Source organism: Lachnoanaerobaculum sp. MSX33 (genome assembly GCF_000512995.1).
In the GTDB taxonomy this organism is placed as follows: Bacteria; Bacillota; Clostridia; order Lachnospirales; family Lachnospiraceae; genus Lachnoanaerobaculum.
In genome coordinates, this window is record NZ_AZXX01000043.1 from 1 (window position 1) to 26,781 (window position 26,781).

General features: G+C 37.9%; 27 protein-coding genes. 2 read left to right on the forward strand and 25 right to left on the reverse strand.

Going from position 1 to position 26,781, the window contains the following annotated elements; all coding sequences use genetic code 11:
* Positions 1-422: 422 nt before the first annotated feature.
* From HMPREF1495_RS03890 to HMPREF1495_RS04010, 25 genes are all read right to left on the reverse strand, one after another.
* Positions 423-782 carry a DUF2304 domain-containing protein gene (locus HMPREF1495_RS03890; RefSeq protein ID WP_034212234.1) on the reverse strand — a complete coding sequence of 120 codons (360 nt, stop codon included), beginning with the start codon at positions 780-782 and terminating at the stop codon, positions 423-425.
* Complete coding sequence (locus HMPREF1495_RS03895) at positions 779-1,471, reverse strand: glycosyltransferase family 2 protein (protein WP_034212237.1); 693 nt, start codon at positions 1,469-1,471, stop codon at positions 779-781. The genes HMPREF1495_RS03890 and HMPREF1495_RS03895 overlap by 4 nt, the downstream gene beginning before the upstream one ends.
* A gap of 2 nt (positions 1,472-1,473) precedes the next feature.
* Positions 1,474-2,409, reverse strand: a complete 936-nt coding sequence (locus HMPREF1495_RS03900) for a glycosyltransferase family 2 protein (protein ID WP_034212239.1) — start codon at positions 2,407-2,409, stop codon at positions 1,474-1,476.
* Entirely contained in the window at positions 2,406-3,638 is a 1,233-nt protein-coding gene (locus tag HMPREF1495_RS03905; RefSeq protein ID WP_034212241.1) for a lipopolysaccharide biosynthesis protein, read from the reverse strand. Before HMPREF1495_RS03905 ends, HMPREF1495_RS03900 begins: the two co-directional genes overlap by 4 nt.
* Positions 3,639-3,651: 13 nt before the next feature.
* Entirely contained in the window at positions 3,652-4,659 is a 1,008-nt protein-coding gene (locus tag HMPREF1495_RS03910) for an ATP-grasp domain-containing protein (RefSeq protein WP_034212243.1), read from the reverse strand.
* Between the two features lie 2 nt (positions 4,660-4,661).
* Positions 4,662-6,089 (reverse strand): lipopolysaccharide biosynthesis protein, encoded by a 1,428-nt coding sequence (locus HMPREF1495_RS03915; RefSeq protein ID WP_034212245.1) that lies wholly within the window; start codon positions 6,087-6,089, stop codon positions 4,662-4,664.
* Entirely contained in the window at positions 6,089-7,069 is a 981-nt protein-coding gene (locus HMPREF1495_RS03920; protein WP_034212247.1) for a glycosyltransferase family 2 protein, read from the reverse strand. The genes HMPREF1495_RS03915 and HMPREF1495_RS03920 overlap by 1 nt, the downstream gene beginning before the upstream one ends.
* 8 nt (positions 7,070-7,077) lie before the next feature.
* Entirely contained in the window at positions 7,078-7,956 is an 879-nt protein-coding gene (locus tag HMPREF1495_RS03925; RefSeq protein WP_034212249.1) for a glycosyltransferase, read from the reverse strand.
* 9 nt (positions 7,957-7,965) lie between these two features.
* Positions 7,966-8,946 (reverse strand): glycosyltransferase family 8 protein, encoded by a 981-nt coding sequence (locus HMPREF1495_RS03930; RefSeq protein WP_034212252.1) that lies wholly within the window; start codon positions 8,944-8,946, stop codon positions 7,966-7,968.
* Positions 8,947-9,025: 79 nt separating this feature from the next.
* Positions 9,026-10,690, reverse strand: coding sequence for a 2-isopropylmalate synthase (gene leuA / locus HMPREF1495_RS03935; protein ID WP_034212254.1), 1,665 nt, complete (start codon positions 10,688-10,690; stop codon positions 9,026-9,028).
* A gap of 62 nt (positions 10,691-10,752) precedes the next feature.
* Complete coding sequence (gene glmM / locus HMPREF1495_RS03940) at positions 10,753-12,099, reverse strand: phosphoglucosamine mutase (protein WP_034212256.1); 1,347 nt, start codon at positions 12,097-12,099, stop codon at positions 10,753-10,755.
* Positions 12,099-12,959 (reverse strand): dTDP-4-dehydrorhamnose reductase, encoded by an 861-nt coding sequence (gene rfbD, locus HMPREF1495_RS03945; RefSeq protein ID WP_034212258.1) that lies wholly within the window; start codon positions 12,957-12,959, stop codon positions 12,099-12,101. The genes glmM and rfbD overlap by 1 nt, the downstream gene beginning before the upstream one ends.
* On the reverse strand, positions 12,959-13,981 hold the full coding sequence (rfbB, locus tag HMPREF1495_RS03950) for a dTDP-glucose 4,6-dehydratase (protein WP_034212260.1): 1,023 nt from the start codon (positions 13,979-13,981) through the stop codon (positions 12,959-12,961). Before rfbB ends, rfbD begins: the two co-directional genes overlap by 1 nt.
* A 77-nt stretch (positions 13,982-14,058) precedes the next feature.
* A complete protein-coding gene (gene rfbA / locus HMPREF1495_RS03955; RefSeq protein ID WP_007594425.1) occupies positions 14,059-14,952 on the reverse strand; it encodes a glucose-1-phosphate thymidylyltransferase RfbA in 894 nt (297 codons plus the stop codon).
* A 254-nt stretch (positions 14,953-15,206) separates the two neighbouring features.
* Positions 15,207-16,106, reverse strand: coding sequence for a glycosyltransferase family 2 protein (locus HMPREF1495_RS03960; RefSeq protein WP_051402803.1), 900 nt, complete (start codon positions 16,104-16,106; stop codon positions 15,207-15,209).
* A 133-nt stretch (positions 16,107-16,239) separates the two neighbouring features.
* The gene (gene atpC, locus HMPREF1495_RS03965) at positions 16,240-16,641 is read right to left on the reverse strand and encodes an ATP synthase F1 subunit epsilon (protein WP_034212263.1); all 402 of its coding nucleotides are present in this window, start codon (positions 16,639-16,641) and stop codon (positions 16,240-16,242) included.
* An 8-nt stretch (positions 16,642-16,649) separates the two neighbouring features.
* On the reverse strand, positions 16,650-18,041 hold the full coding sequence (gene atpD / locus HMPREF1495_RS03970; RefSeq protein ID WP_009664014.1) for a F0F1 ATP synthase subunit beta: 1,392 nt from the start codon (positions 18,039-18,041) through the stop codon (positions 16,650-16,652).
* A 39-nt stretch (positions 18,042-18,080) separates the two neighbouring features.
* On the reverse strand, positions 18,081-18,947 hold the full coding sequence (gene atpG / locus HMPREF1495_RS03975; protein ID WP_007594429.1) for an ATP synthase F1 subunit gamma: 867 nt from the start codon (positions 18,945-18,947) through the stop codon (positions 18,081-18,083).
* A gap of 12 nt (positions 18,948-18,959) precedes the next feature.
* Positions 18,960-20,459, reverse strand: a complete 1,500-nt coding sequence (gene atpA, locus HMPREF1495_RS03980) for a F0F1 ATP synthase subunit alpha (RefSeq protein WP_034212264.1) — start codon at positions 20,457-20,459, stop codon at positions 18,960-18,962.
* A 45-nt stretch (positions 20,460-20,504) separates the two neighbouring features.
* Positions 20,505-21,038 (reverse strand): ATP synthase F1 subunit delta, encoded by a 534-nt coding sequence (gene atpH, locus HMPREF1495_RS03985; RefSeq protein WP_034212265.1) that lies wholly within the window; start codon positions 21,036-21,038, stop codon positions 20,505-20,507.
* Positions 21,026-21,541: a F0F1 ATP synthase subunit B gene (atpF, locus tag HMPREF1495_RS03990; protein ID WP_007594432.1), complete on the reverse strand. Its 516-nt coding sequence runs from the start codon at positions 21,539-21,541 to the stop codon at positions 21,026-21,028. Before atpF ends, atpH begins: the two co-directional genes overlap by 13 nt.
* 12 nt (positions 21,542-21,553) lie before the next feature.
* Positions 21,554-21,811 (reverse strand): ATP synthase F0 subunit C, encoded by a 258-nt coding sequence (gene atpE / locus HMPREF1495_RS03995; RefSeq protein WP_007594440.1) that lies wholly within the window; start codon positions 21,809-21,811, stop codon positions 21,554-21,556.
* A gap of 79 nt (positions 21,812-21,890) precedes the next feature.
* Positions 21,891-22,619 (reverse strand): F0F1 ATP synthase subunit A, encoded by a 729-nt coding sequence (atpB, locus tag HMPREF1495_RS04000; RefSeq protein ID WP_007594442.1) that lies wholly within the window; start codon positions 22,617-22,619, stop codon positions 21,891-21,893.
* Positions 22,616-23,029 (reverse strand): hypothetical protein, encoded by a 414-nt coding sequence (locus tag HMPREF1495_RS04005; RefSeq protein WP_007594444.1) that lies wholly within the window; start codon positions 23,027-23,029, stop codon positions 22,616-22,618. The genes atpB and HMPREF1495_RS04005 overlap by 4 nt, the downstream gene beginning before the upstream one ends.
* Positions 23,022-23,312: an AtpZ/AtpI family protein gene (locus tag HMPREF1495_RS04010; protein ID WP_007594446.1), complete on the reverse strand. Its 291-nt coding sequence runs from the start codon at positions 23,310-23,312 to the stop codon at positions 23,022-23,024. The genes HMPREF1495_RS04005 and HMPREF1495_RS04010 overlap by 8 nt, the downstream gene beginning before the upstream one ends.
* A gap of 343 nt (positions 23,313-23,655) precedes the next feature.
* Here HMPREF1495_RS04010 and HMPREF1495_RS04015 point away from each other — a divergent pair, with 343 nt between their 5' ends.
* Positions 23,656-24,846, forward strand: coding sequence for a cell wall-binding protein (locus HMPREF1495_RS04015; protein ID WP_034212267.1), 1,191 nt, complete (start codon positions 23,656-23,658; stop codon positions 24,844-24,846).
* Between the two features lie 9 nt (positions 24,847-24,855).
* Positions 24,856-26,769: a GH25 family lysozyme gene (locus tag HMPREF1495_RS04020; protein WP_034212269.1), complete on the forward strand. Its 1,914-nt coding sequence runs from the start codon at positions 24,856-24,858 to the stop codon at positions 26,767-26,769.
* Positions 26,770-26,781: the final 12 nt, after the last annotated feature.

Sequence of the window (26,781 nt, forward strand, 5' to 3'; positions counted from 1 at the left end):
CCTTTTAAAATTAGAAAATATAAGAAATGTAGATATAGAATTATTAGATATAATGAACTGTACTTTTAATTATTATAATAAATGGTATCGATTAAATCAATATACTTGATATAAATACAACACACTTTTGATTTCTCTTAAATTTATTGACTAATTACTCTTTTATAAATTTTCTCAACAAAAAAGCCCCGGTTTCCCCGGGACTGAAAATCAAAATAAATCACTCATCAAATCTTTTACACTATCAAAAGGGCCGTATAAGTCTTCATTATTTTGGGCAGACTCCATAGCTTTATATGTGGTTTCATTAGGCTCATCTATTTTCACCTCAAATGGTAGACCATGACATCTAAGAGCGCTTTCAACTCACTGTCCATCCTTAATGTAAGATTTCCCTTTGCCATTTCCACACCTCCTACTTACTATTTCGATGCCTCTTCTATCTTATCACCATCCTCCTTCTCCTTCAGCGCCATCTCCTGAGCCAGATTCACCACCTTGTTCTCAAGGAGCGACATCTGTATGCTCATAAAGAAAAGCTTGATAAGGAGCATGCCTATTATTATCAGATAGACTATATTGGCCGGGGATTTGGCGCCGACCAGGTCCGATATAAAATAAATTATTCTTGGGAATATGGCAAAAATTATCAGTATGATGGCAAAGACCACCCAGAAGAGTCCGTCCTCTATTCTTATCTTTGATTTTCTTATTTTTCTTATAATGACCAAAAACGACATTACAGATATTAAAATCAAACCTATTCTTAGTATAGCAGTCATATTTTTTTCTTCTCTCTAAAACTTTGAATAAATATAATGGAGCAAAGCATTCTAAACATATATTTGGCGGCATTTATAGGAGTAAGATAACTTATTCCGGCCACTCTTTCATCCATCTCGCCCTGTATCTCACAGACTCTCATGCCCTGTTTTATAAGATAGGATATGGTATCCGGCTCCGGTGCATAGTTAAGTCTGAGCGCAAACTCTGTAATCAGCTTTTCATTATACATTCTCATACCTGAGGTAGGATCATGGATTGTTGCACCTGTACTTAACTTTATTGCAAGGGCAATAAGTCTTGAGCCCAGCATTCTCATTGTAAACGGCTTTTTCTTGGTTACAAATCTTGAAACAATAACTATATCACATTCCTCGCATTTTTTTCTCATTTCAGGTATATATTCAGGTCTGTGCTGTCCGTCGCCGTCAAATTGTACCGCATACTTGTAGCCGTGCTTGTATGCATACTTCATTCCAGTCTGAAATGCACCTGCAAGGCCCAAGTTTACCGGCAAATCGATAATGTTAAATCCTCTTTCTCTGCAGATTTTAGATGTAGAGTCAATGGAGCCGTCATTTACAATCACATAGTCCACATCATTTAATGTATTTGTCAGTCGCTCTATTACATTTGCAATATTCTTTTCTTCATTAAACGCAGGTATTATTACCAATGTATCAGCCATATCTATCTCCAAAACTCTCTGTTCATACTGAAGGCTCTGACAACACTTTTGGGCAACTTCTTATAGTTTTTCCCTGCCAAAAATCCGGCATATTTGCAGGCACTTATATATACAAGCCTGATTGCACTGATATATGAATGTGTTGAAAGAAGATGCTCCATGGTTTTTAATACCATTTTCTTGCCCTCGTTCTCACTTTTTATATTCTTAAAGATATGAGGATTGCTTGCCTGTGACACTCCGATATCAAAGTTTCTTTTAAACTGCGCGACTCCGCTGTAATTATGAGAATGTGCTACCTTTGCCCATGCTTCGTATTTTATAAAATAGCCGTTTTCTATAAGCTTGTAGGCATAAAGCATATCTTCATTCAAAATCTGTCCGGTATCAAATCTGCCCAAAGCATCAAAGGTCTCTCTTTCGTATGCCGCACAGACATTTGAAGCAAAATATGTCTTTATTCCAAGAGTCTGTCTTTCATTAAATGACTTTATCATTGACTCTATAGGATAATTAAATTCTCTTGTAAACTTCTCTATTTTATTTGCATTTTTATCCGGTACCTGTCTTGCATAAGTCATCTTAATAGACTTATCCATCCCTCTAAGCAAATATTCGATAGTTTTCTTATCAAAGCAGACTGCGTCCTGAGTCATGCAAACAAAATACTCGGCCTTTGACTTTGACACCCCGAAATTTCTGGTGGCTCCATGGTCAAAATCCTGCTTTTCTATATGCTCCAATATAAGTTTCGTATCGCTTTCTTCAAAAAGCTCTTTTAATTTCTCTTCTATTCCGGTCTTATCCCATACATTTTTATCTGTATTTATAATAATAATCTTACCCGGCGCCACCGTCTGAGCCAGAAGTCTTTTTATTGATACCAAAAATTTATTGTCAGGTTTGTATGTAGGTATTATTACATCTACTAAATTCATTTTTTAACCTTTCTGAGTCCGAAAATCACTGCAATAAGGAATGATATTGAAAGTAACAGCATGGTTATCATATATGCAAAAGCCGCTCCGTTCATTCCGAAACTCTTTACCATAAAATCACTGATAAAATATGCAAGCACTGCCCCTACAGCATATATTGAAAATATAACTCCTGTCATTTCAAATATAACCAAACAGTAATATCCGAGATTTACTATTGCATAAAGTCCGCCACCAAGTATTACCAAAACCAAGGCTATTCTATAAGGCTCTATTGCATTTCCGACACTTCCAAGTGCAAGTTTCAAAACAGGAATTCCGAGAGTATATGCCATTCCCATTCCGAATAAAGTTGCTACAAATATAAATACCGCAATCTTTGATATGGTCGAAACAAACTTTTTTCTGTTACCTGTCTTATACAGCAATGAAAGCTTTGTAAGTATCGGCCTTATTATAAAACCTGCCATCAGATTTATAATGGATGTCGGGATAAATATTATACTGAAGTAGCCGTTTAGCTCCTCTCCAAGCCTGTAATTTACAGCATACTTTGCGGCCGCAAATATATAAAGATCTATAAAAGCTCCCAAAAAAAGCCATTTACTCTTATTTATCAAAGTTATATAAGAATTCTTTTTTACAACTTTATCAGGTCTTAATCGTCTTAAGGGCAGTATATCAAATATTATTGCGGCTATCACTATACTTGGTAAAAGCGCCAAAGAACTTAATTTTAAATCCTTTGTAATACCAAGCGTCGCAAGGAATATGCCTACACAAAATATTGTTCTGAAAAGCGTTGCTTTTCCGGTCATATCAAGCCTGTCCTGTCTTTGCATTTCAGACTCAAATATATCACAAAATCCGTCTAAAATCTTATACAGTGACAATATCATATATACTTCAAAGACATAGCTGTCTTTAGTCATAATGATTGTATATACAAAGCCTGCCAAAACAGCCAAAGCTGAGGTAATAACTCTAAGCCTCAGATAATCTCCGAAACTGTATTCATTTGAAACATCGGTAACCTGTATCGGCCTCATTCCAAAGTATGAAACTATATAAAGTTGCTGGCCTAATGTGGAGAATCCGAAGAAAAATATTCCTCCTGCATATGCTCCTGCAAGCTTTGTTACAGCCACACCCAGCAGCATGCTTGTAACGGCATATACGAGACTCCCAAGCATATTCCAAAAATATGCACTTCTTTCTTTACTGTCCATAATATATCCAAATCTATTTTAATTCCACCATGGTTATTTCTTTTGCAAAGAGGCCGTATTTTTTAACACTTAAATCATTTAGCTCTTTGCCTCTGCAAAGTCTTATAATTGCTTCCAGTTCGTTTACTCCTGCATTGTGAGTAAAAGGATAGCCTCCGCCAAATCTTGCATTCATATCTATTATATAGGCTTTCCCGTCCGATAAGAGTATATCCATATCAAGATTTCCTATATGAGAAAGAGTTTTTGCAATCTGCTTTCCCACAGCTTTAAGTTCGCTGTTTTCGGTAACCTCTGCAATATCGGTTTCGCCGGATCTCATGTCATATTTTCTCTTTACCGTAACACTTAGATTCTCACCTTCAAGATCATTGAAAATATCCAGTCCGAACTCATCGCCTTTGATCTTTTCCTGTATAAGTATTGCCCTGTTTATATCGGCATTTGACTCAAATCTCAAATATGATTTTTGAATACTTCTCTTCGCCTTTTCATAGAGAACTTCAAGTTCCTTTTTATTCTCGGCTTCAAAGATACTTAGTGAGCCCATTCCCCATCTGGGTTTTAAAATATAAGTTTTTTTATCAAAATCAGCCCCTTCAATTGCCTTATCAAGATCCAAATATGTTTCAGGCACAGGCATATTTATCTTCTTAAGATACTCAAGCATTTCAAATTTATCATTACAAATATTTATAACATCCTCATTTGAAACAATGACCTTTACACCCAAAGCCTCAAATTCGGCTTTATTCTTTGCGAGTATCATAAGGTCGATGTCAAAGAATGAAATTAAAATATCTATTTTTTCATTTTTACATATTTCCAGTAGAAACGGAATATAATCTTCATCATATATAAGCGGTGACTCAAAAGCCTTATCGGCCACACTCATAGCGGTGGTATTCATATCCGAATTTGTCGCCACGATATTTCCGCTTAATCCAAGATTCTTATATATGTCCCTTAAATAATCGATTATATATGCTCTTCTACCCACACTGGTTAAAAGTATATTCATTCTTATCTCACCTTACTCACTATCATCTTAAAGTTCTCATTTTTCATAACTACAGCCAATGCTATATAAATAATTACACCAAGCACTACCTGTATCAGAAGACTTAAAATACCGATTCCTATATGCTTACCTGCAATGTAAATAATAATTCCCATAATTATAGCAGGGATGAAGTTATTTAAAGCATCCAAACTCTGTTCTTTTAGGGTGTACCCTAAGAGCTTTCCGTTCGGTGCCGCATTGATATATGCACAAATCAGATCCGAAAAGGCCTTAAGCCCCACAAACACAAATACATTATACCTTATTCCAATCAGTAATATGGCAATTCCAAGAATCTTTTTTATAATTTCAAGCTTTAAAAATATATCACTTCTGCCCATAGCATTTAATGCCTCAAGGTTTGAGACATGAATCGGCCAAAATACATATGAAAAACACATCATCTGCAAAAACGGTATTGCAATCCTCCACTTCTCTCCAAGCAGTAAAAGTATCAGATTATCACTGATCGCCGCCAGTCCGCACATCATAGGTGCCACCACAAATGTGGAAAGTCTTACTGATGACTTTAAAAGTGCTTTTACATCTTCCTTACTTTCCTGTTTCTTTGACATGGCGGGAAGAAGTACGGACTGTATGGCTGATGAAAGATTGCTTACTACAAGCTTTGGAAATTGCTCACCTCTGTTGAATGAGCCGAGCATATCTTCACTGTATGCCTTACCTATAACAAGTCCGTGTATATTTGTAAAAATCGTATCTATCAGTGATGCGACCAAGAGCTTTGAGCCATAGGCAAACATGGTTTTTAATCTCTCCAAGCTGAACTTAAGTCCCGGAAAATATTTTATACCTATACCGAGTATTATAAGAAGTGCAAAATAATATACTATCTGCTGAAAAACCAAAGCCCAGACCTTGGCTCCCTCAAGCGCCATAATTACACTCACACTGCCTGAAATCACAGACGAAAGAAATGTTGCAATAAAAAGAGTTTTAAACTTCATGTTTCTGGCAACATATGAATTTTCTATTGATATAATACTTCCGGGCAGTATTATTATTCCCATAACTCTCAGTATGTCGATAAGCTCGGGATTTTTATATATACCTGCTATAACAGGTGACCCCAAAAATAGCAGTATATATATTGCCAGTGATAAGAGTACATTAAAAATCAGCACAGATGAAAAGTCCAAATCATCCGCATGAAACTTTTGTATCAGTGCTGAAGCAAATCCGTTTTGTACCAAAACATTGGCTATTGTTGTAAATATCAAAACTATTGCAACTATTCCATACTCTGACGGGCTTAAAAGCCTGGCAAGGAGTACCGACACTATAAACTGGACTCCCTGCGAACCTCCGTTTTCAAGTATTTTCCAAAAAAGAGATGTGGAAATCTCACTTTTATTTTTCTTATTCATCAGATATTCAACATCTCTCCTATTGTAAGTATTTTTGAACTTTTAAAAAATGAATATTTCAGGATATCTCTTATCTTTGATACTCTGTTTTTAGATTTCATATTTGCAAATGCATTTAAATATTTGCGTGCAAAATATGTATCGGCCGACCTGCTTTTTCCAAGTTCATCTTTATATAATCTTAAAAACTCCTCCACCTGTGCAAACATACAGTCATAGTTTTCTCTTATCCTTTGTTTGTTTCTCCTTTTTATATTGCGAAGTTCCAGAGGATTATTTGCACCAAGTTCATTGCTTTCATGTTGACGATATTTTACAAGGCATTCATTAAGATAACCGACCTTACCGAATGTAAAAGCGATCAGTCCAAGCCACCAGTCATGCATAAAAGAAACCTCAGGCCTTTTATATATATCAAGCAATGCTTTATTTATTATCACCGTATTTCCTGTAATATTGTTTTCAACAAGATATCTTGAAAAACTTTTTTCGGTGCTTATTGTATAAAGGTATTTTGACTCCTTTTTTGCATACTTTATGGCTTCATTTATACCTGTAAGCTCACTCATTTTTTTGTTTTGTGAATTCAGGTTTTCATCCACTATCTCCAAATCCGAATGCACAAGTATCGGCATTTCTTTGCCATACCTTTTTTCAAGCCTTTGTATGGCCTTCAAACTTTTTTCGAGCTTGTCGCTTTCCCAAAAGTCATCCTGATCGCAGAGCGCAATATATTCGGCATCAGCCATATCAAGCAGATTGTAAAAGTTTTCTTTTGCACTGTGAGTATTGCTCTGAACAACCTTTATCTTCTCGCCCAATACACTCTCATAGCTTCTTAATATTTCAAAAGTACAATCGCTTGAATTATCGTCACTTGCAAGTATATAGTAGTCCTTAAAACTTTGACTTGTTATACTTTCTATCTGCTCAGGCAAAAATCTTTCACCGTTATAGGTCGCAAGTAAAATTTCTATCATACGCATTCCTAGAGTAATCCGAAAATAATCACTTCAAGCCTTACAAATGCAAAGAAAACTTTTGCAAATATCTGCTGAAGAGGGTTTATCTTCAGATAATTTTTATAAAAATACATTGTGGACTCTTCTCTGATTTTCTGGCGTGAATAGAGGCTTTTTAAACTTTTTTTGATGCTTGCGGAATGTATATGCTTATACTTATATCCTGTAATAACGGCAGTCTTTAAGCCTATGCCTTCCATCTTTTTTGAAAGCAGATCCTCCTCACCGTATAAAAACATCTTTTCATCATAGCCTCTTAACCTTATAAAGGCGTCAACTCTTACCATAAGGAGTGCACCAAGTACGGCACCTACTTTTCTTATCTTGGCATTATAAAAGTTTCTGTCATAATGAAGAGCCTTTGTAAAGATTCGCCTGCATATCGGACCGTTCTCCGCTAAGGAATGAAGAAAATCTCTCATCGGCCAACATGAAGCACCTTTAAGTACATTTTCTCTGCTGCCGTATACATCATTTGTTTCTACCAAAGGAGCGCATATGCCGATATCCTCATTTTTTTCCATAGCGGACTTTAAGACTTTAACCACTCTTTCTTCAAAGTCCGTATCGGGATTTGCAATCAAAGCCAGATCCATTCCAAGCTTTTTCGCCACGAAAATACCGATATTATTTCCTGCTCCATATCCCTTGTTTTCATGGTTTTCTACAAAGTAAATTTTTTCATTATCTTCACAATAGCTTTTCAATCTGATTCTTGAATCGTCATTTGAGTCATTGTCTACCACAATTACTTTATCAAATACACCATAGTCTGCCGTCTTTCCAAGGACCTTTAAGGTATTATCCGCATCATTATAATTTAATACTACTAAAGCTGTTTTCATTTGCTCTCCTTATTTTCTTTCAGAATGCTTTTTATATGCTTTATCTATGTAATACTCGGATATTCTTTTTCTTACAGCCGGGCAAATAAATGTAACCAAATCCATCATATGATATATAAGCATATACAGATTCTTCCCCTTTTCTGTAGGAACATCTTTAAAAGGAGTCTTCTTCTTAAAGTAATCATATGCTTTCTTATACGGATTAAAACTTCCCGCTATCCAAGGTCTCTCATCTCCGGCAAAATGTAATATTACCGGTCTTCTCTTTGCTTCTTTAAGATCCTTCTTTGTGTAGGAAAGGCTTGCACCATAAACTTTAATAAATGAATTGTATGAAAAATATTTATAATTTGTGAAGAAATTATACTTAGGCAAAAGTTTCTTTATCTTCCATCTGAGTACACCGTTTATGGCATCCTGCTCCCCGAAAAGGCTCTTATCCCATATACTTTTGCTGTAACTTATAGTCTTTTCTCCAAGATTATTCTCTCTCCACTTTTTCAGATCTATAAGCAAAAGTCCGGCATTTACATAAGATGCCTCATAGTCAAGTCCTATTTCATACCTGACTCTCTCAAGTACTGTAGGCTCTTCCACTGCAGCTATTATATTTTCTCCAAGCTTTGTATTGTATAATCCCCTTATAGAACGCAATATAACCATATCGCAATCCAGATAAAGTATTCTATCAACATCTTCCGGCAATATCTCACCTACAAGCAATCTACCCATCTTGCTGATATCAAATGTAGAATCCTGTATACCTGTATCAAAATATTTTGATGTATCATTCAGTTCTATTATTTCTACATCTCTACCAAACTTTTTTGCTATACTTTTCAATTTGCCCAAAGAGTCCTCACCAATTCCTGTGGAAATGATGAAGACTCTGATATCTTTTTCGTATCTGTTTCTCTCATATAGCGAATATAAGCTGACACCCAGGTGCACTGCAAATTTTTCATTTGCTATATAAACTATATTCATACTTACCTCATTTATTATTATATGAACATAAAGGAATACACACTTTAATACGCATGTATTCCTTTAATTAAAAGTACTTTTAATAGAACAATCTATTTACTGCAGAGAATAAAGCTCTGATAGATGATCTTGTAATATTGCCTGAAATACCTACACCATAAGTGGTCTTTCCGCTTTCCACATCAAGCATATGGATATATGAAGCCGCCTTTGCGTTTGAACCTGATGCAAGAGCATGCTCATTGTAATCAAGAACCTTAATTCCCTTGCCGACCACATTTTCAAGACCTCTCTTAACAGCATCGATAGGACCGTTTCCGGTACTCTCAAATACTTTCTCTTCGCCGTTAAATGTGTATGTAACCTTAACATATGTAGAGAAATCTCCGTCCTCATCGGCATCTGTAATAATACATTTGTTGAAATGCAGAGGTTCTTTCTTCTCAATGTAATTTTTCTCAAATTCCTTGTAGATCTCTTCAGGTGAAACTTCACCCTGTGCTTCTGAAATCTTTTGGATAATATCTGCGAATTCCTTATGCATACCCTTCGGCAATTTGAAGCCGTAGAATGTATCCATGACAAATGCAACTCCGCCTTTGCCTGACTGTGAGTTTATTCTTACTACAGGCTCATACTCACGACCGATATCTGCAGGATCTATAGGCAGATAAGGAACCTCCCAGTACGGGTTGTTTCTCTGTCTCATAGCCTGAACACCCTTATTGATTGCATCCTGATGTGAACCTGAAAAGGCCGTAAATACAAGCTTTCCTGCATATGGATGTCTCGGGTCGATGCTCATCTTTGTGGTTCTCTCATATACATCTATGATTTCTTTGATATTGCTGATATTAAGATTCGGATCAATACCCTGTGAAAACATATTGTAGGCTATATTTAATATATCCACATTTCCTGTTCTCTCACCGTTTCCAAAAAGAGTACCCTCCATTCTGTCGGCTCCTGCCAAAAGTGCAAGCTCAGCAACGGCTGTACCTGTACCTCTGTCGTTATGAGGATGTGTGGAAAGTATTATTGCCTCCCTGTTCTTAAGATGGGTACTCATCCACTCTATTCTGTCTGCAAATACATTAGGTGTTGTCATCTCCACTGTATTTGGCAGATTGATTATTATCTTATTATCCTTTGTAGCACCCCATGCATCAACTACGGCATCACATACATCAAGCGCAAAGTCAAGTTCTGTTCCCATAAAGCTCTCGGGTGAATATTCCAATATAATTTCACCGTCATGGTCTTTCATATACTTCTTAACAAGAGCTACACCTTCAAGTGCAATATTTTTTATTCCTTCTCTGTCAAGAGCGTATACCACGTCTCTTTGTAATGTATCGGTGGAATTATAGATATGCATTATACATTTTTTAATTCCCTTTATAGCTTCAAAGCTTCTTTTTATAAGATGCTCTCTACACTGGCAAAGTATCTGTACTACAACATCATCCGGAATCAGTTTTCTGTCCACAAGCTGACGAAGGAAGTCAAATTCTATCTGGGATGCTGCCGGGAAACCAATCTCTATTTCCTTAAAGCCCAACTTTACAAGCAGATTAAACATTTCTATCTTTTCTTCTACCACCATCGGTTCGACCAATGCCTGGTTGCCGTCTCTTAGATCTGACGAACACCATATAGGTGCTTTCTCTATTTGCTTATTCGGCCATGTTCTCTCTTTAAAATCCACTACAGGATTTCTCTTATATCTTTCAATATGATACATTTAATCTCTCCTCTTTCCTAATCTAAGTTTAAGCTTTGTCCCATTCTCTAATTTTTGTCCCCCTATATTAAAAGTCCTTCTTTTCCCATAACTTTTATTACTTCATCTGTATATTTTTCGCATTCTTCCATGCTCTTTGCTTCTACCATTACTCTGATAAGAGGCTCCGTACCGCTTGGACGAAGAAGTATTCTTCCGTCATTTCCAAGTGCTTTGCTTACTGCATCTACCGCCTCAAGCACCGCCTTGTTTTCTCCGGCTTTTTGCTTGTCCACAACTTTCACATTCTTTAGAACCTGTGGGAAGATATCCACTTCACTTGCAAGTTTTGATAAAGTCTGCTTGGTTTCAAGCACCACCTCCATTACCTTAAGTGAGGTAAGTATTCCGTCACCTGTTGTGGCATGTTTTGCAAATATAATATGTCCCGACTGCTCACCGCCAAGGCAGTGACCGTTGTTTTGTATATTTTCATATACATATTTATCACCCACGGCAGTCTTTTCAAAGTTTATATTTTCTCTTTCAAAGGCTTTGTATAGTCCGAAGTTTGACATAACTGTTGTAACTACGGTGTTGTTGAAAAGCTCTCCTCTCTCCTTCATATACTTGCCGCAAATATAAAGAATAAGGTCTCCGTCCACCACATTACCGTTTTCATCAACACAAAGGCATCTGTCGGCATCTCCGTCATAGGCAAAACCTATGTCACAACCGTTTTCCAAAACACATTTTTGAAGGCTCTCCATATGTGTTGAGCCGCAATCTGTATTTATATTTATACCGTCAGGATTGTTATGAATTACATAAGTATCCGCTCCCAAAGCATCAAATACATTCTTTGCAATGCTTGAAGCCGAACCGTTTGCAAGATCCAGTGCCACCTTCTTTCCCTTAAAGGATCTGGTAGCTATAGAGATTAAATATCCTATATATCTGTTTCTACCTGCGGCATAGTCTATCGTTCTTCCGATATCTTCCTTTGTTGCAAAAGGAATGGCATCTGCAGTTCCGTCAATATAGCTTTCTATCTTTTCTATAACTTCCTCTTCAAGCTTTTCACCTTTACCGTTGATTACCTTTATACCGTTGTCATAGTATGGATTATGGCTTGCGGAAATCATTATACCGCAGTCAAAATCATCACTTCTTACAACATAGGATACACTTGGTGTTGTAGTAACATGAAGCAGATATACATCAGCTCCGGATGCTGTAAGTCCCGCTACCAAAGAATACTCAAACATATAGCTTGATCTTCTTGTATCCTTACCTATAGCAACTCTGCATTTTTTCCCGTCCTTAGAGTAGAAGCTTCCCAAAAATCTTCCGACCTTATATGCATGTTCAACTGTAAGGTCTATATTTGCTTCTCCTCTAAATCCGTCTGTACCGAAATATTTTCCCATTATCTATTCTCCAGTTCTGACAAGTATCTCTTTAGAGCGTCCTGCCACGAAGGCAAAAGTTCAAATCCGTTTTTTGTCAGCTTTGATTTATCCATTCTTGAGTTGTGTGGTCTCTTTGCCTTTACCGGAAATGCATCCGACGATACCGGCGTTACCGCTACATCAAGTTTTGCCTGCTTGAATATCTCAACTGCAAAATCATACCATGAGCAAAGCCCCTCATTGGTTGCATGATATCTGCCGTATTTATCACTTACAATCATATCTACCAAAAGTCTTGAAAGATCCGGTGTATATGTAGGTGATCCGATTTGATCGTTTACCACGCTTACAGCTCCTCTTTCTTTTCCGAGTCTTATCATTGTTTTTATAAAGTTATTTCCATGAAGTCCGAATACCCAAGAAATTCTTACTATAAAATATTTCTCAAGTAATTCTTCTACATATAGCTCTCCCTTATATTTTGCCATACCGTATACATTGAGAGGTGCTCTACTATCATCCGGTTCCCAAGGTCTTTCGCCTTCTCCGTCAAATACATAGTCTGTTGAAATATACATCATGGAAAGGTCAAGTGCCTTTGCCACCTTCGCAATATTTTTAGTACCTGCCGCATTTATCTTCGTTACAAGGGCTTCATTATCTTCCGCCGCATCCACTGCGGTATATGCCGCACAGTGGATGATTGCATCAAGCTTTTTATCTGCATTGATTTTTTCTATTAATTCCTTTGTCGCCTCAGGATCCGTAATATCCAAATCATCAATGTCTATGCCTATCGCATCAATATTTCTATTTGACAACTCGCAAAGAAGATCGCTTCCAAGCTGACCCTTTGCACCTGTTACCAATACTCTCATTAAAGTCTTTCTCCGTACATATTCTCAAAATACTTTGTGTATTCGCCACTGATGATATGCTCCCACCAGTCTTTATTGTTAAGATACCATTCAATAGTCTTTACAATACCTGTGTCAAATGTATACTCCGGCTTCCATCCAAGCTCGGTTTCTATCTTGGTCGGGTCTATGGCATATCTTCTGTCATGTCCCGGTCTGTCCGTTACAAACTTAATAAGGCTTTCAGGCTTGTTAAGCGCCTTAAGTATTGTCTTTACAACTTCAAGGTTTGTTCTCTCATTGTGTCCGCCGATATTGTATACTTCACCTACTCTACCCTTTCTTACTACCAAATCGATAGCCTTGCAGTGGTCTGTAACGTATAGCCAGTCTCTTACATTGTCACCTTTTCCGTATACAGGAAGCTCCTCATCATTGAGTGCTCTGCTTATGATAAGCGGAATAAGCTTCTCAGGGAAATGGTAAGGTCCGTAGTTGTTTGAACATCTTGATACGGTCACAGGAAGTCCATATGTTCTGTGATATGCAAGTACAAAAAGGTCCGCACTTGCCTTTGATGATGAATATGGGCTTGATGTATGAAGAGGTGTTTCTTCTGTAAAGAACAAATCAGGTCTGTCAAGAGGAAGGTCTCCGTATACCTCGTCTGTGGATACCTGATGATATCTCTTAATTCCGTACTTTCTGCAAGCATCAAGTAAAGTTGTGGTTCCCATTACATTTGTTCTTACAAAACTCTCAGGATCTGTTATCGATCTGTCTACATGGCTCTCTGCTGCAAAGTTGATTACCACATCAGGCTTCTCTTCTTCAAAAAGTTTGAAAATAAATTCTCTGTCAGCTATATCACCCTTCACAAATTTGTAATTAGGTGCATTTTCCACCGGCTTCAAAGTCTCCAGATTTCCTGCGTATGTAAGAAGATCAAGATTTATAATCATATCCTCAGGATATTGATTTACCATATAGTGGACAAAATTTCCGCCGATAAATCCTGCACCGCCAGTAACAATAATTTTCATAATTAACCTCTTTTATAGTTTTAATTTTATAAACCGGACTGAGTCTTTAAAGATTCCCGGCCCTAATAAATCATAAATTATGACTGATGTATATGGTCTATGTATTTACCGTCATATACATCTTTAAGATATTTGCCATACTGATTTTTCTTGAATATTTCATAAGCTTTCAAAAGTTCTTCATCATTTATCCAGCCGTTTAAATACGCAATCTCTTCCAAGCAGGCAATCTTTCTGTGCTGATGTGTCTCCATCGTGTATACAAAGTTGGTAGCCTCAACAAGGCTCTCATGTGTTCCTGTATCCAGCCATGTAAATCCCTGTCCGAGTACTTTCACCTCAAGCTCACCTTTTTCAAGATAGATCCTGTTAAGATCTGTAATCTCAAGCTCTCCTCTGGCAGAAGGCTTTAAATTCTTAGCGTACTCAACCACATCATTATCATAGAAGTAAAGTCCTGTAACACAGTAATTGCTTTTCGGTTTTTCAGGTTTTTCCTCTATGGAAACTGCCTTGCCGTTTTTATCAAACTCTACAATACCGAATCTTTCAGGATCGTCTACATAGTATCCGAATACTGTAGCTCCCTTTGTCTTTGAAGCTGCTGATTTCAAATGATTCTTAAGTCCATGTCCATGGAAAATATTGTCTCCAAGTATCATCGCCACCGGCTCATTACCTATGAACTTCTCTCCGATAATAAATGCCTGTGCCAGTCCGTCAGGGCTTGGCTGAACTGCATATTCCAGTTTCAGTCCGAATTGTGCACCGTCTCCAAGTAATTCTTTAAATCTCGGAGTATCATCCGGTGTGGAAATTATAAGTATCTCTCTAATCCCTGCCTCCATCAATACGGAAATAGGATAATAAATCATTGGCTTGTCATAAATAGGCAATAGCTGTTTTGATGTAACCTTTGTAAGCGGATATAATCTTGTGCCGCTACCACCTGCTAATATAATACCCTTCATTGTTCGTCCTCACTTTCGCTAGGGCTTTTTCAACCTCAAAGCCGTTATGAATATAACTTTCAATAATTTTTATAATACCATAATTTGACAAATCTGTGAAGAAATAAAAAACTTGCACCAAGATTATTCTTAATGCAAGTTCTGTTATCATTGTTTCAGGTCTAAAGCTTCAACAAGATCGTCTTTGCCCTATCACTTTTTATTCCGGAATCTTTATATTACAACTTGATAATCTATTATAATAAATGTAATTACTATTCTCTATTGTTATATAAAATACCTTCAATTTCACTGTCTATTAAATCTGCTTTATATCTGTTATCTATTATCTCCTCCGATATACTTTGCAGGAACGAAATAAATTCTTCTCTAAAAAAATATAATTCTTCTCTTTTAATACAGTCTAATATATTATTTACAATCCAGTAAACCAGTTCATCTTTATATATTTCATTTACATTATCTATAACATTTTTATATGCATTTATCTTGTGCATATAGTTTTCTTTGGAAAATGTTCTGGAGATTGATTTATCTCTAATAAAATAATAATTCAGATACTTCTTAACATAAACTATTCTGTTAGATTTACTTATAATCTCAGGAATTAATGACAAATCCTCAAAGTACTTACTTTCAAATGAAAATCCGGCCCATATCTCTCTTTTGTAAAGCTTATTCCATGCAAGTTGCATATACTTGCCATCTTTCAAGTATTTATCGACCGGTACTATGCCACCATCTAAACTCAAACTTTCGATTTCTTCTTTTTTTCCATTTTCATGCACTTTAATAACATCGCAAAATGCAATATCCGCTTTTTGAAATGTTATCGCCATATAAAGTTCCTTATATATATCTTTATTTACATAGTCATCTCCATCAAGAAATGCGATGTAATCTCCGTTTGAGTGCTGCACTCCATAGTTTCTTGCCTTTGATACCCCACAACTTTTTATATGAAATACCTTTACATTGTCATTTTTATAAGCAAACTCGTCAGCTATTTTCCCCGAATCATCTGTGCTTTCATCATCAACTATTATTATTTCTATTCCACAAAAGCTTTGATTTAATAACGAGTCTATGCATCTATGTAAATATTTTTCCAGATTAAATACAGGTATAATGACTGAAATCCTATAATTGTTCATTATTCACCTCGATTACCACTTAAATGATACCCCCTACTATAGATACTAAAATTTTCTATTTTAAAAAACTCTGTAATTCTAAAAAAGGATTGTATGCCACTATTCTTTTAAAATAACATACAATCCTTATAATTTATTTAATCCCTGCTACATCCAGACGAACCAATGCTCTTCTGAGTGCAAGCTCAGCTCTGGCAACATCTATACCATCTCTTTGAGAAAGTCTTTTTTCAGCTCTCTCCTTTGCTTCTTTGGCTCTGTTAACATCTATCTCGTCACCATACTCACATGAATCGGCAAGTATTGTAACTTCATCCTGTAAGATCTCCGCAAAGCCTGAGTGAAGAGCACAAGTCTTTACACTTCCGTCCTCACAATGTATAGATAATTTACCCGGTGCTATTACATTTACCATAGGGATATGCTTGGCATATATACCGACATTTCCCTGTGTTGTTGTAAACTCCACCATTGTAGCATCCCCTTCAAAAAAAACATGGTCGGGACACATTATCTTTAATGCAAACTTGTCCATACTACCTCCTATTTAGAGGCACGCTCTACAACCTCGTCGATAGTTCCTGCATTTAGGAAATATTGCTCAGGTATATCGTCATGCTTTCCTTCAAGAATTTCTCTAAATCCTCTGATAGTCTCTGATAGAGGTACATACTTTCCGTCAATTCCTGTAAACTGTGTTGCCACGAAGAACGGCTGTGAAAGGAATCTCTGGATCTTTCTTGCTCTTGCTACAGTAAGCTTATCTTCTTCAGAAAGCTCATCCATACCAAGCATGGCAATAATATCCTGTAACTCTTTATACTTCTGCAATACCTCCTGTACGCTCTGTGCTACCTGATAATGCTCTTCTCCCACTATATGCGGTGAAAGTATTCTTGAAGTAGAACCAAGAGGATCTACCGCAGGATAAATACCCATCTCCACTATAGAACGGTCAAGAACCGTAGTAGCATCAAGGTGAGCGAATGTATTTGCAGGAGCAGGGTCGGTAAGGTCATCCGCAGGCACATATACAGCCTGAACAGATGTAATTGAACCGTTCTTTGTAGAAGTGATTCTCTCCTGAAGCGCACCCATCTCTGTTTGAAGTGTAGGCTGATAACCTACCGCAGAAGGCATACGTCCAAGAAGCGCTGAAACCTCTGAACCTGCCTGTGTAAATCTGAAGATATTGTCGATGAAAAGAAGTACATCCTTTCCACCCTGATCTCTAAAATATTCCGCCATTGTAAGACCTGTAAGTCCTACTCTCATTCTCGCACCCGGCGGCTCGTTCATCTGACCGAATACCATGGTTGTCTTATTGATAACTCCCGAGTCGGTCATTTCGTGGTATAAGTCATTACCCTCTCTGGTTCTCTCACCTACACCTGTAAATACTGAATAACCACCATGCTCTGTTGCGATATTTCTGATAAGCTCCTGGATAAGTACGGTTTTACCTACACCCGCACCACCAAAGAGTCCAATCTTTCCACCCTTTTGGTATGGACATAAAAGGTCAACTACTTTGATTCCTGTCTCAAGAATCTCGGTCTGCGTAGACTGCTCCTCAAAGCTTGGAGCCTTTCTATGTATAGGAAGGTACTCCTCTACCTTAGGTGGTTCTTTCTTATCAATTGCCTCTCCAAGTACATTGAAAATTCTACCTAGAGTGTTTTCTCCAACAGGAACTGAAATAGGCGCTCCTGTTGCTCTTGCTTCCATTCCACGAACAAGTCCGTCTGTACTTCCCATGGCAATGGTTCTTACTATATCATCTCCCAGATGCTGTGCAACCTCTACAGTGAGCACTCCGTCAGCTGTATCTATCTTTATTGCCTCATTGATCTGTGGCAAGTGTCCTCTGGAAAACTTAATATCCAAAACGGCACCGATAATCTGGGTTATTTTGCCAATATTTGGCTCTGCCATCAACTTTTCTCCTTCCTCTTCTTCATCCGTTTCCGGTCGTTATTCTATGGCGTTGGCTCCGGCCACAATCTCTGTAAGCTCTTGAGTGATAGCACCCTGACGAGCTCTGTTATACTGTAATCCGAGCTTATCTATAAGTTCTTCCGCATTTGATGTTGCAGAATCCATAGCGGTCATTCTGGCACCGTTTTCTGAAGCAACAGACTGCATCAGACCTCCATAAATAACAGAAGAAATGTATTTTGGAATTATAGCATCCAATACTTCATCTTCATTGGGAGAATAATTCATAAGGGCTCTTGGACCCTCACTTTCTGTAGTCTCAGGCTGTAATAAATCTTCCTTGCTGATAGGAAGCAATTTCAAAAGTACGGGATCATGTACCACCGTATTCTTGAAATTGGTATATATCACATAAATCTCTGAGAGCTTTCCGCTTTCATAGTCGTCAAGCAATACCTTTGTAATATCTGCGGCATCCTTGTACAGCGGCTCTTCCACAATCTCTGAAAAGTCTCCCTCTACTTCAAAGCCTTTATGTAAGAGTGTATCTCTACCTTTTTTACCCACTGCATATATAAGTGTTTCATTGCTTTTGAATTCGCTTATTACCTGCCTGCTTACAGCATTGTTATAGCCTCCTGCAAGGCCTCTGTTACCTGTAATAACCAATACTCCTGTCTTACCGCCGTCATTCTTCTTAAGATACTTATGAGATATATTCTCACTTTTCTCAAGCATTGATGCGATAGTTTGATACATTACGGTAAAGTAAGGCTTGGAAGCATCCGCTTTTGCCCTTGCTTTTTGAAGCTTAACCGTTGCTACAAGTTTCATGGCTTTGGTAATCTGAGCAGTGCTTTGTATCGCCGCACGCCTACGCTTTATTTCCTTCATTGAAGCCATAATACACCTGCACTATGCTTTCTTACATTCATTGATAACATCTGTAAGTCTTTTTGCCAAATCGTCGGAAATTTCTTTCTTATCTCTAATCTCAGCAGCTATCTCAGGATGCTTGCTCTCTATAAATCTGAACAACTTATCCTGGAACTCAAGTACCTTCTCTGTAGGAACATCAAGCAAAAGTTTCTTTGTAGCGGCAAAGATAATTATTATCTGATATTCAACCGCCATCGGCTTGTAGTTTGGCTGCTTTAAGATTTCTCTGATTCTCTCACCCTGTGCCAACTGATTCTTTGTAGCTTCATCAAGCTCTGAACCGAACTGTGCAAATGATGCAAGCTCTCTGTACTGTGCAAGCTCGACTCTTATAGGTCCTGCAATCTTCTTCATAGCCTTGATCTGTGCGGAACCACCTACTCTTGATACTGAAAGTCCGGCATTGATAGCAGGTCTGAATCCCGCATTGAACATCTCCGTCTCAAGATAGATCTGACCGTCGGTGATAGAAATAACATTTGTAGGAATATACGCTGAAACGTCTCCTGCCTGTGTCTCTATTATAGGCAATGCGGTAAGTGAACCGCCGCCAAGGTCTTCTGACAATCTTGAAGCTCTCTCAAGAAGTCTTGAGTGAAGATAGAATACATCACCCGGATAAGCCTCACGGCCCGGTGGTCTCTTAAGAAGAAGTGAAAGTGTACGATATGCGGCAGCATGCTTTGTAAGATCATCGTATACTACGAGTACATCCTCTCCTCTTTCCATCCATTCCTCACCTATAGCACAACCTGAGTAAGGTGCGATATATTGAAGCGGTGCAAGATCACTTGCAGTAGAAACTACTACTGTAGTGTAGTCCATAGCACCGTAATCCTCAAAAGTCTTTACAATTGATGCAACAGTAGAAGCTTTCTGTCCTATAGCTACATAGATACAGTGAACATTTTGTCCCTTTTGATTGATTATAGTATCTACAGCGATAGAAGTCTTTCCTGTCTGTCTGTCACCGATTATAAGCTCTCTTTGTCCTCTTCCTATAGGAATCATGGCATCAATAGCCTTTATTCCTGTTTGAAGCGGTGTATCTACCGATTTTCTTTCGATAACACCATGTGCAACTCTCTCTATTCTTCTAAAGGTATCTGAAGTTATAGGTCCCTTTCCGTCGATTGGCTGTCCAAGCGCGTTTACAACTCTACCTGTAAGTGCATCTCCTACAGGAACCTCTACAACTCTACCTGTGGTCTTTACTGTATCACCCTCGCTGATATTCTTCTTATCACCAAGTAAAACAGCACCGACATTGTCCTCTTCCAAGTTAAGAACCATGCCGTAAACATCTCCCGGGAATTCCAGAAGCTCACCCTGCATAGCCTTTGCAAGACCATGTATTCTGGCAATACCGTCTGCCACCTGGATAACAGTACCCACATCTGATACCTCGAGTTTAGTTGAATACTTATTTATCTGCTCTTTTATAACTGAGCTGATTTCTTCAGGTCTTAGATTCACTAGACTCGTACCTCTTTTCTTTAAACTTTTTGCCGGTAATACGGCTTATGATAACATTTTTCTCATCTTATCAATTCTTGTTTTTACACTTGAATCCACAACTCTGTCACCGATTCTGATGACAATACCGCCTATAATACTCTCATCAACGACATATTCCGCTTCGAGAGACTTATAATGTGATGACTTCAAAAGCTCATCCACTATTCTCTCCTTCTTTGAATCATCAAGCGGCAGCGCAGTCGTAACAGTTGCCTTTCCGATAAGAAGAAGCTCCTTTACACAATCTATAACATAATCAAGTATAGGTAAAAGTTCAGCCTGTCTCTTCTTTTCGATTATAGTCAATAAAAATCCCATTGAATCCACACTGATGTGTTTCTCAAATATTCCCTTTATAAAGTCGATTTTTTCCTCATCGTCCATCTTAGGTGAATCAAGAAGTTCTATAATCTCGACATTCTCAAGCAAAGTATTTTTTACGGATTTTATCTCCTCAAGTGCATCAATCAGATTGTTCTTTTCAGATACTACCGACACATAAGCATCTCCATATACTTTGGACACTAATTTTGCCATGTACCATCTCCGATTTCTTTTAAAGTCTCTTCAACAAGTCTATCCTGCACTTCAACATTCATTGCAGAATTGACTGCCTTGCTTGCAATAATCGAAGCAACATCCACTATATTTGATTTTACTTCTTCCATGGCTTTTTTCTTTGCCAACTCTATTTCGTTGTTAGCCCTGTCAGTAATTCTTCTAGCTTCCGCCTTTGCTTCTTCTATGATTTCGTTTTCTCTATCCTTTGCCCTTTTTCTGGCATCCTCTAAGATAGCGTCAGCCTGCTTTTGGAAAGAGGCCAATTTTTCTTCGTACTCCGCCTTAAGAGCATCAGCTTTTGCCTTTGCATCTTTTGCACTTTCCAGGTCTCCGGCAACTCGCTCTCTTCTTTTTTTGAGCATATCCTTAGCCGGATTAAAAAGCAAATAGGAAAGAATAAAGAACAAGAAAAGGACCGCCAAGCCGGTAATGGCTGAATCAGCCAAAAGCTGAGGGTCAAATCCTATCAGTCTTTCCATAAAACCTCCAAATTAAGCGCCGAAAGGCTTAACGAACATAAGAATCATAGCAACTACAAGTCCGTAAAGACCTGTTGTCTCGGCAACGGCCTGTCCGAGAAGCATTGTTGATGTGATATCCGCTCTTGCTCCCGGGTTTCTACCTACTGCAGCCGCACCATGTCCTGCTGCAATACCCTGTCCAACACCCGGTCCGATACCTGCTATCATTGCGAGTCCCGCACCTATAGCGGAGCAACCAAATATAAAATCCTGTCCTGTCATATTCATAAATAACCTCCAAAATATATGATATCAAGTGAGGCACTTCCTCACTTAAATCCATGAAAATATTTTACTATTCAATGAACTATTCTAATTTGTCATTGATATAGACCATGCTGAGCATACAGAAAACATATGTCTGTAGTGCTCCTGAAAATACATCTGTATACAGATGTAAGAATGACGGCACACCAATCTTTAAAAAGATCGGCATCATACCATACCAAAGCCCCATGATCAAAACACCTGAAAGCACGTTTGCAAAAAGACGCAATGATATAGATATCGGGTTTGCTATCTCACCGATAACATTTATCGGAAAGAGCAACGGTATCGGCTCAAAGAGCGATGTAAAATGTTTTAACTTTCTGTTCTTTATACCCTGGAAATTTACTATTAAGAATGTAAAAAATCCAAGCATAAAAGTTACACCATAATCCGCTGTCGGGTTTCTAAGTCCGAGCAAACCGCTGAAGTTAGAAACAAAAATAAAGATAAAGATTGTTCCTATATAGTTTAAGAATCTATCCTTGTTTGCACCAAGTATAGTATCGGTCATTCCCTCTAATGCTTCAATACCACATTCCAAAAAGTTTACAAATCCGCTCGGGACATTGTACGGATCAGCCGCCTTTATTGCTCTGTTTGCAAAAATTGCAAATATTGTAATCAATAAGACAACAATCAATAAGGAAACTGTAGTCGTAGTCAAATAGAGTTCCTGTCCGAAAAGCTTATACTTATACAGGCCATGGATCATGAAATCCAAATTTTTGCTTCCGGCTGCACTTTCAGCTAAAATACTTAAGCTCATGTCTCCTCCTTTCTTCTTTTTTCAAATATTTTTTTAAACAATGGATACATATATGCACCCGATTTCAGTCCGAAAACAGATATGACAATCGCGAGTGCATTTATGTATCTACTGTTCCAAAATATTGCTACAACAATAAATAAAGCCGCCTTCCTAAGCAAAGAATGAATCATAATCTTTCTCTGTGCAAAAGAAGGGTTCCCCCCATACAGGCTGTCTTCTGTGGATATCCCCATATCAATGACCATGCCTATTACCAAAACACTACCTATAAGTATCCCAAGTTCAATCGGATAAACGGAATACTTCATAATTCCGGCAAAGGGAATTGCCGCCAGGCTCAAAATGATTTCATAAAGTAAAACTCCCATACCCATATAAAGGCATGTTCTTCTTGTTTCCTTATTCATCCTTATTCTTAAAAATCCTACTTTCTCTTTTTGGCAAAACAAAAGTATTTTCTTGTTTTTGCAGGTTTTCTTCTTTCTTTTTGTCCATCTTTTTTATGGTATTCATGATCAGTCTAAACCCCGACATACATCCGCTTATCACTCCTATAAGCATAAATATCAGAGTAAACGGAAAGTGAAATCTTTCCTCCAATTTCATACCCAAAAAAGTACATAGTAAAATCGGTGTAACCATGGTAAAGCCGACCTGCGAAATCAGTGACAAATATTTTAAGGCTTCCATATCTCATACCTCCTACTATACTCCAAAACCTCAAAAACTTTCAATATTGCATTTTATACTAAATTTTTTTCGGTTTTCTTATTATACCTATATAATTCTTACTTGTCTATATCCGTGTTATTTTTATCAGTATCATTGTTAAATTAAAAACTTATTTTCAAAAAAATTATACAAAAATATTTTTGAGCTGAAAGATGATAAAATGATGTTCTGTAAATCGTAAATATTTGTTATAATATAGGAGCTATTTTATTGTTGACTAAGATGCTATAATAACTTGATATAGGGAATCGTGAGATTAAAATCAGTTTTATTCCCGGATAATCTAATAAAAGGAGGACATATGAAACATACTATCAGAAAAATGTTGGTTACAGGTATGATAAGCGGCTTGCTTTCACTTTCTGCCGTTTCTGCGGTATATGCTGCAAACGGTTGGAAAGAGTCAAACGGTACCTGGACCTATCTCGATGACAACGGACAATTGCACAAAAGTTGGCTCCCGTCTTCAAACGGGTATTATTATATGGATTTGTCTACAGGCGTTATGGTGACCGGATGGAAGAAAATCGATTCCAAATGGTACTACTTTAAGTCTAACGGAATAATGGCTACAGGCTGGTTCAAAGTTGATAATGACTGGTATTACACGCTCAGCAGCGGAAACCTTGTACAAAACAGCTGGTTAAAGAGCGATTCAAACTACTTCTACCTTAAGGGCACAGGTGTCATGGCCACAGGTTGGAGACAGATGGACGGTGCGTGGTATTATTTCAAGCCTGACGGAAGAGCCGCTTTCGGTTGGACAAAAGTTGGAGATAAGACCTATTATTTCTCCAGTTCCGCAAAGATGTATACATCATGGAATCAAATCGACGGCGTTTACTACTATTTCAATGCTGACGGTTCTATGAAAACAGGTTGGATAAATGACGGTACTCATAAGTTCTATATGGAAGAAGCTGAAGGCGAAAATCACGGTAAAATGACATTCGGTCTTAAGAAAATTTCCGGTGCATCTTACTATTTCAATGAAAAAGGTCATATGATCACCGGTTGGTTGCAATCAAACGGCAAGTATTATTACTTTGATGCCGACGGAAAGATGGTAACCGGTAAATCTATAAATATAGAAGGAAAAGAATACACATTTGATGCAAATGGTGTATGTACAAATCTTAGTGGCACTCCTAGCAGTGTCACTAATGCTATATCCGAAACAAAGAAATCAGACGGTAAAAGCAGTACGGCAGCACCTACTGCAGCCGCTAATGAGGCACCTACAGTTGCACCCGGAGCAAAAACCGAATCTTCAAGTTCTTCTTCCTCTTCAGCTTCCCAGGCTTCTGCCGAAGCTAAACCCGGAAGCAAAGAAACAACAGCTCCCGCTTCACCGCTTGATGAGGCAAAAGCAAAAAATAATAAAGAGGAAGCGAAAAGTCCGGCTGATGAGAGCAAAAAGAATGCACAAAGTTCTTCTTCAAGCAAGGATGAAGTAGGTTTAAAACCCGGTGAAACATCCGGACCGAAATAGAGGTACAAAATGCATTTAAATAAATTTATAAAAACGGCTATATCTTTGTCACTTGCGCTGTCTTTGCTCAGTCCGGTTACATCATTTGCAGCCAATGAATGGACAATGCAAACACCGGGAGTATATCAAATGCTTGACGGATCATCCCTCACCGGGGTAGTTGCAAGAGGTATTGATCTTTCACATTATCAAGGTGATGTAGACTGGGACAAGGTTGCCGCAGATGATGTTCAGTTCATCATACACGGTACCAGATACAAAGGTCAGATTGATCCTGTTATAAGAAGAAATCTTACTGAAGCAAACAAAAGAGGTATAAAGCTCGGAGTATATATTTATTCCTATGCAATGACAGTCGCACAGGCTGATGCAGAGGCTGATTTTGTTCTGGATATAATAAAGGATTATCCTATTTCATATCCTGTAGCTTTTGACGTGGAGGATGCCAATACACAGGGTAAACTTCCAAAAGACGAGCTTACCGCTATAATAAAGACATTCTGTAATAAGGTGGAAGCCGCAGGATATTATCCTATCGTATATGCAAATGACTATTGGATTGCAAATAAGCTTGATATGAATGCTCTAAAAAAATACGATATCTGGGTTGCCAGATATAATGTAAAGCATTCATATCCAAATCCTGTTATCTGGCAAGCTACAAGTACAGGTAAGGTAAACGGTATAAAAGGCAATGTAGATATTGACTTCCAATATAAATCTTTTTCCGACAAAATCCCTGCAAATACCTGGAGAACTATTGCAGGAAAGAGATATTATTACAAAGACTACAATATGGTAAAGGATTCATGGGTACATGACTCCGATAATTCTTACTATATGGATTCAAACGGTTTGGCAAAGACAGGTTGGTTTAATTCAAATAATGCAAGCTATTATCTGGATCCGGCAAAAAACGGTGCCGCTAAAAAAGGATGGTACAAAGAAAATTCCGATTGGTACTATCTTGACAGTACTGACGGAAAGATGATTACAGGTTGGATTACTGACGGAAACAAGAGATACTATGCCGACAAAGACGGTAAAATGCAGACAGGTTGGCTTGTAGACGGTAAAAACACATATTTCCTGGCTCCTTCAGGTGTTATGACTACCGGTTGGGTAAATGACAATAGCACATGGTACTACATGGATAACAGCGGTAGAATGCAGACAGGCTGGATTGATACCGGTAACCAAAGATATTACATGGACAATACCGGTAAGATGCAGACCGGTTGGACAGATATCGGAAACTCAAGATATTTCCTCACAAAGTCAGGTGCTATGTATAAGGGTTGGCTGAATGATTCAGGTGCCTGGTATTATATGGATAATAACGGTGCTATGAAAACAGGTTGGATCAACGATAAGAACACCTGGTACTACGCTGACAACACCGGTAAAATGCAAACAGGTTGGATAAATGACGGAAAAAACAGATATTTCCTTACCGACTCGGGTGCAATGAAAACAGGCTGGTTAAAGGATGGCAACGACTGGTATTATATAGACAAGTCAGGCTCTCTAAGAACCGGATGGATAAATGACGGAAATACATGGTACTATTTGGACGGCTCAGGCAAGATGCAAACAGGCTGGCTTGATCAAAACAATCAAAGATATTTCCTATCACCAAGCGGTGCTATGAAGACAGGTTGGATAAATGTTGATAAAAACTGGTATTACATGAATAATTCAGGAAGTATGGCAAGAGGCATGATAAATGTAAATAATGTATCATACTATCTTGATGAAAGCGGAAAAATGCTTTCCAATACAACTGTAAATGTAAACGGAACAGACTACAGTATAGATGCTTCAGGCGTTATGTCTCAGATTGTTTCTGAGATAACAGCGACCCCCGAAACCTCTACGGCTGCCGTTTCCACACAGGCAAGTGTAGGACCGGCAGGAAACTAAATTAAAATGATA

Excerpts from the sequence above, each read along its gene's own strand:
- HMPREF1495_RS03890 (WP_034212234.1), bottom strand. The coding sequence starts at position 782 with ATGACTGCTATACTAAGAATAGGTTTGATTTTAATATCTGTAATGTCG.
- HMPREF1495_RS03895 (WP_034212237.1), bottom strand. The coding sequence starts at position 1,471 with ATGGCTGATACATTGGTAATAATACCTGCGTTTAATGAAGAAAAGAAT.
- HMPREF1495_RS03900 (WP_034212239.1), bottom strand. The coding sequence starts at position 2,409 with ATGAATTTAGTAGATGTAATAATACCTACATACAAACCTGACAATAAA.
- HMPREF1495_RS03905 (WP_034212241.1), bottom strand. The coding sequence starts at position 3,638 with ATGGACAGTAAAGAAAGAAGTGCATATTTTTGGAATATGCTTGGGAGT.
- HMPREF1495_RS03910 (WP_034212243.1), bottom strand. The coding sequence starts at position 4,659 with ATGAATATACTTTTAACCAGTGTGGGTAGAAGAGCATATATAATCGAT.
- HMPREF1495_RS03915 (WP_034212245.1), bottom strand. The coding sequence starts at position 6,089 with ATGAATAAGAAAAATAAAAGTGAGATTTCCACATCTCTTTTTTGGAAA.
- HMPREF1495_RS03920 (WP_034212247.1), bottom strand. The coding sequence starts at position 7,069 with ATGATAGAAATTTTACTTGCGACCTATAACGGTGAAAGATTTTTGCCT.
- HMPREF1495_RS03925 (WP_034212249.1), bottom strand. The coding sequence starts at position 7,956 with ATGAAAACAGCTTTAGTAGTATTAAATTATAATGATGCGGATAATACC.
- HMPREF1495_RS03930 (WP_034212252.1), bottom strand. The coding sequence starts at position 8,946 with ATGAATATAGTTTATATAGCAAATGAAAAATTTGCAGTGCACCTGGGT.
- leuA (WP_034212254.1), bottom strand. The coding sequence starts at position 10,690 with ATGTATCATATTGAAAGATATAAGAGAAATCCTGTAGTGGATTTTAAA.
- glmM (WP_034212256.1), bottom strand. The coding sequence starts at position 12,099 with ATGGGAAAATATTTCGGTACAGACGGATTTAGAGGAGAAGCAAATATA.
- rfbD (WP_034212258.1), bottom strand. The coding sequence starts at position 12,959 with ATGAGAGTATTGGTAACAGGTGCAAAGGGTCAGCTTGGAAGCGATCTT.
- rfbB (WP_034212260.1), bottom strand. The coding sequence starts at position 13,981 with ATGAAAATTATTGTTACTGGCGGTGCAGGATTTATCGGCGGAAATTTT.
- rfbA (WP_007594425.1), bottom strand. The coding sequence starts at position 14,952 with ATGAAGGGTATTATATTAGCAGGTGGTAGCGGCACAAGATTATATCCG.
- HMPREF1495_RS03960 (WP_051402803.1), bottom strand. The coding sequence starts at position 16,106 with ATGAACAATTATAGGATTTCAGTCATTATACCTGTATTTAATCTGGAA.
- atpC (WP_034212263.1), bottom strand. The coding sequence starts at position 16,641 with ATGGACAAGTTTGCATTAAAGATAATGTGTCCCGACCATGTTTTTTTT.
- atpD (WP_009664014.1), bottom strand. The coding sequence starts at position 18,041 with ATGGCAGAGCCAAATATTGGCAAAATAACCCAGATTATCGGTGCCGTT.
- atpG (WP_007594429.1), bottom strand. The coding sequence starts at position 18,947 with ATGGCTTCAATGAAGGAAATAAAGCGTAGGCGTGCGGCGATACAAAGC.
- atpH (WP_034212265.1), bottom strand. The coding sequence starts at position 21,038 with ATGGCAAAATTAGTGTCCAAAGTATATGGAGATGCTTATGTGTCGGTA.
- atpF (WP_007594432.1), bottom strand. The coding sequence starts at position 21,541 with ATGGAAAGACTGATAGGATTTGACCCTCAGCTTTTGGCTGATTCAGCC.
- atpE (WP_007594440.1), bottom strand. The coding sequence starts at position 21,811 with ATGAATATGACAGGACAGGATTTTATATTTGGTTGCTCCGCTATAGGT.
- atpB (WP_007594442.1), bottom strand. The coding sequence starts at position 22,619 with ATGAGCTTAAGTATTTTAGCTGAAAGTGCAGCCGGAAGCAAAAATTTG.
- HMPREF1495_RS04005 (WP_007594444.1), bottom strand. The coding sequence starts at position 23,029 with ATGAATAAGGAAACAAGAAGAACATGCCTTTATATGGGTATGGGAGTT.
- HMPREF1495_RS04010 (WP_007594446.1), bottom strand. The coding sequence starts at position 23,312 with ATGGAAGCCTTAAAATATTTGTCACTGATTTCGCAGGTCGGCTTTACC.
- HMPREF1495_RS04015 (WP_034212267.1), top strand. The coding sequence starts at position 23,656 with ATGAAACATACTATCAGAAAAATGTTGGTTACAGGTATGATAAGCGGC.
- HMPREF1495_RS04020 (WP_034212269.1), top strand. The coding sequence starts at position 24,856 with ATGCATTTAAATAAATTTATAAAAACGGCTATATCTTTGTCACTTGCG.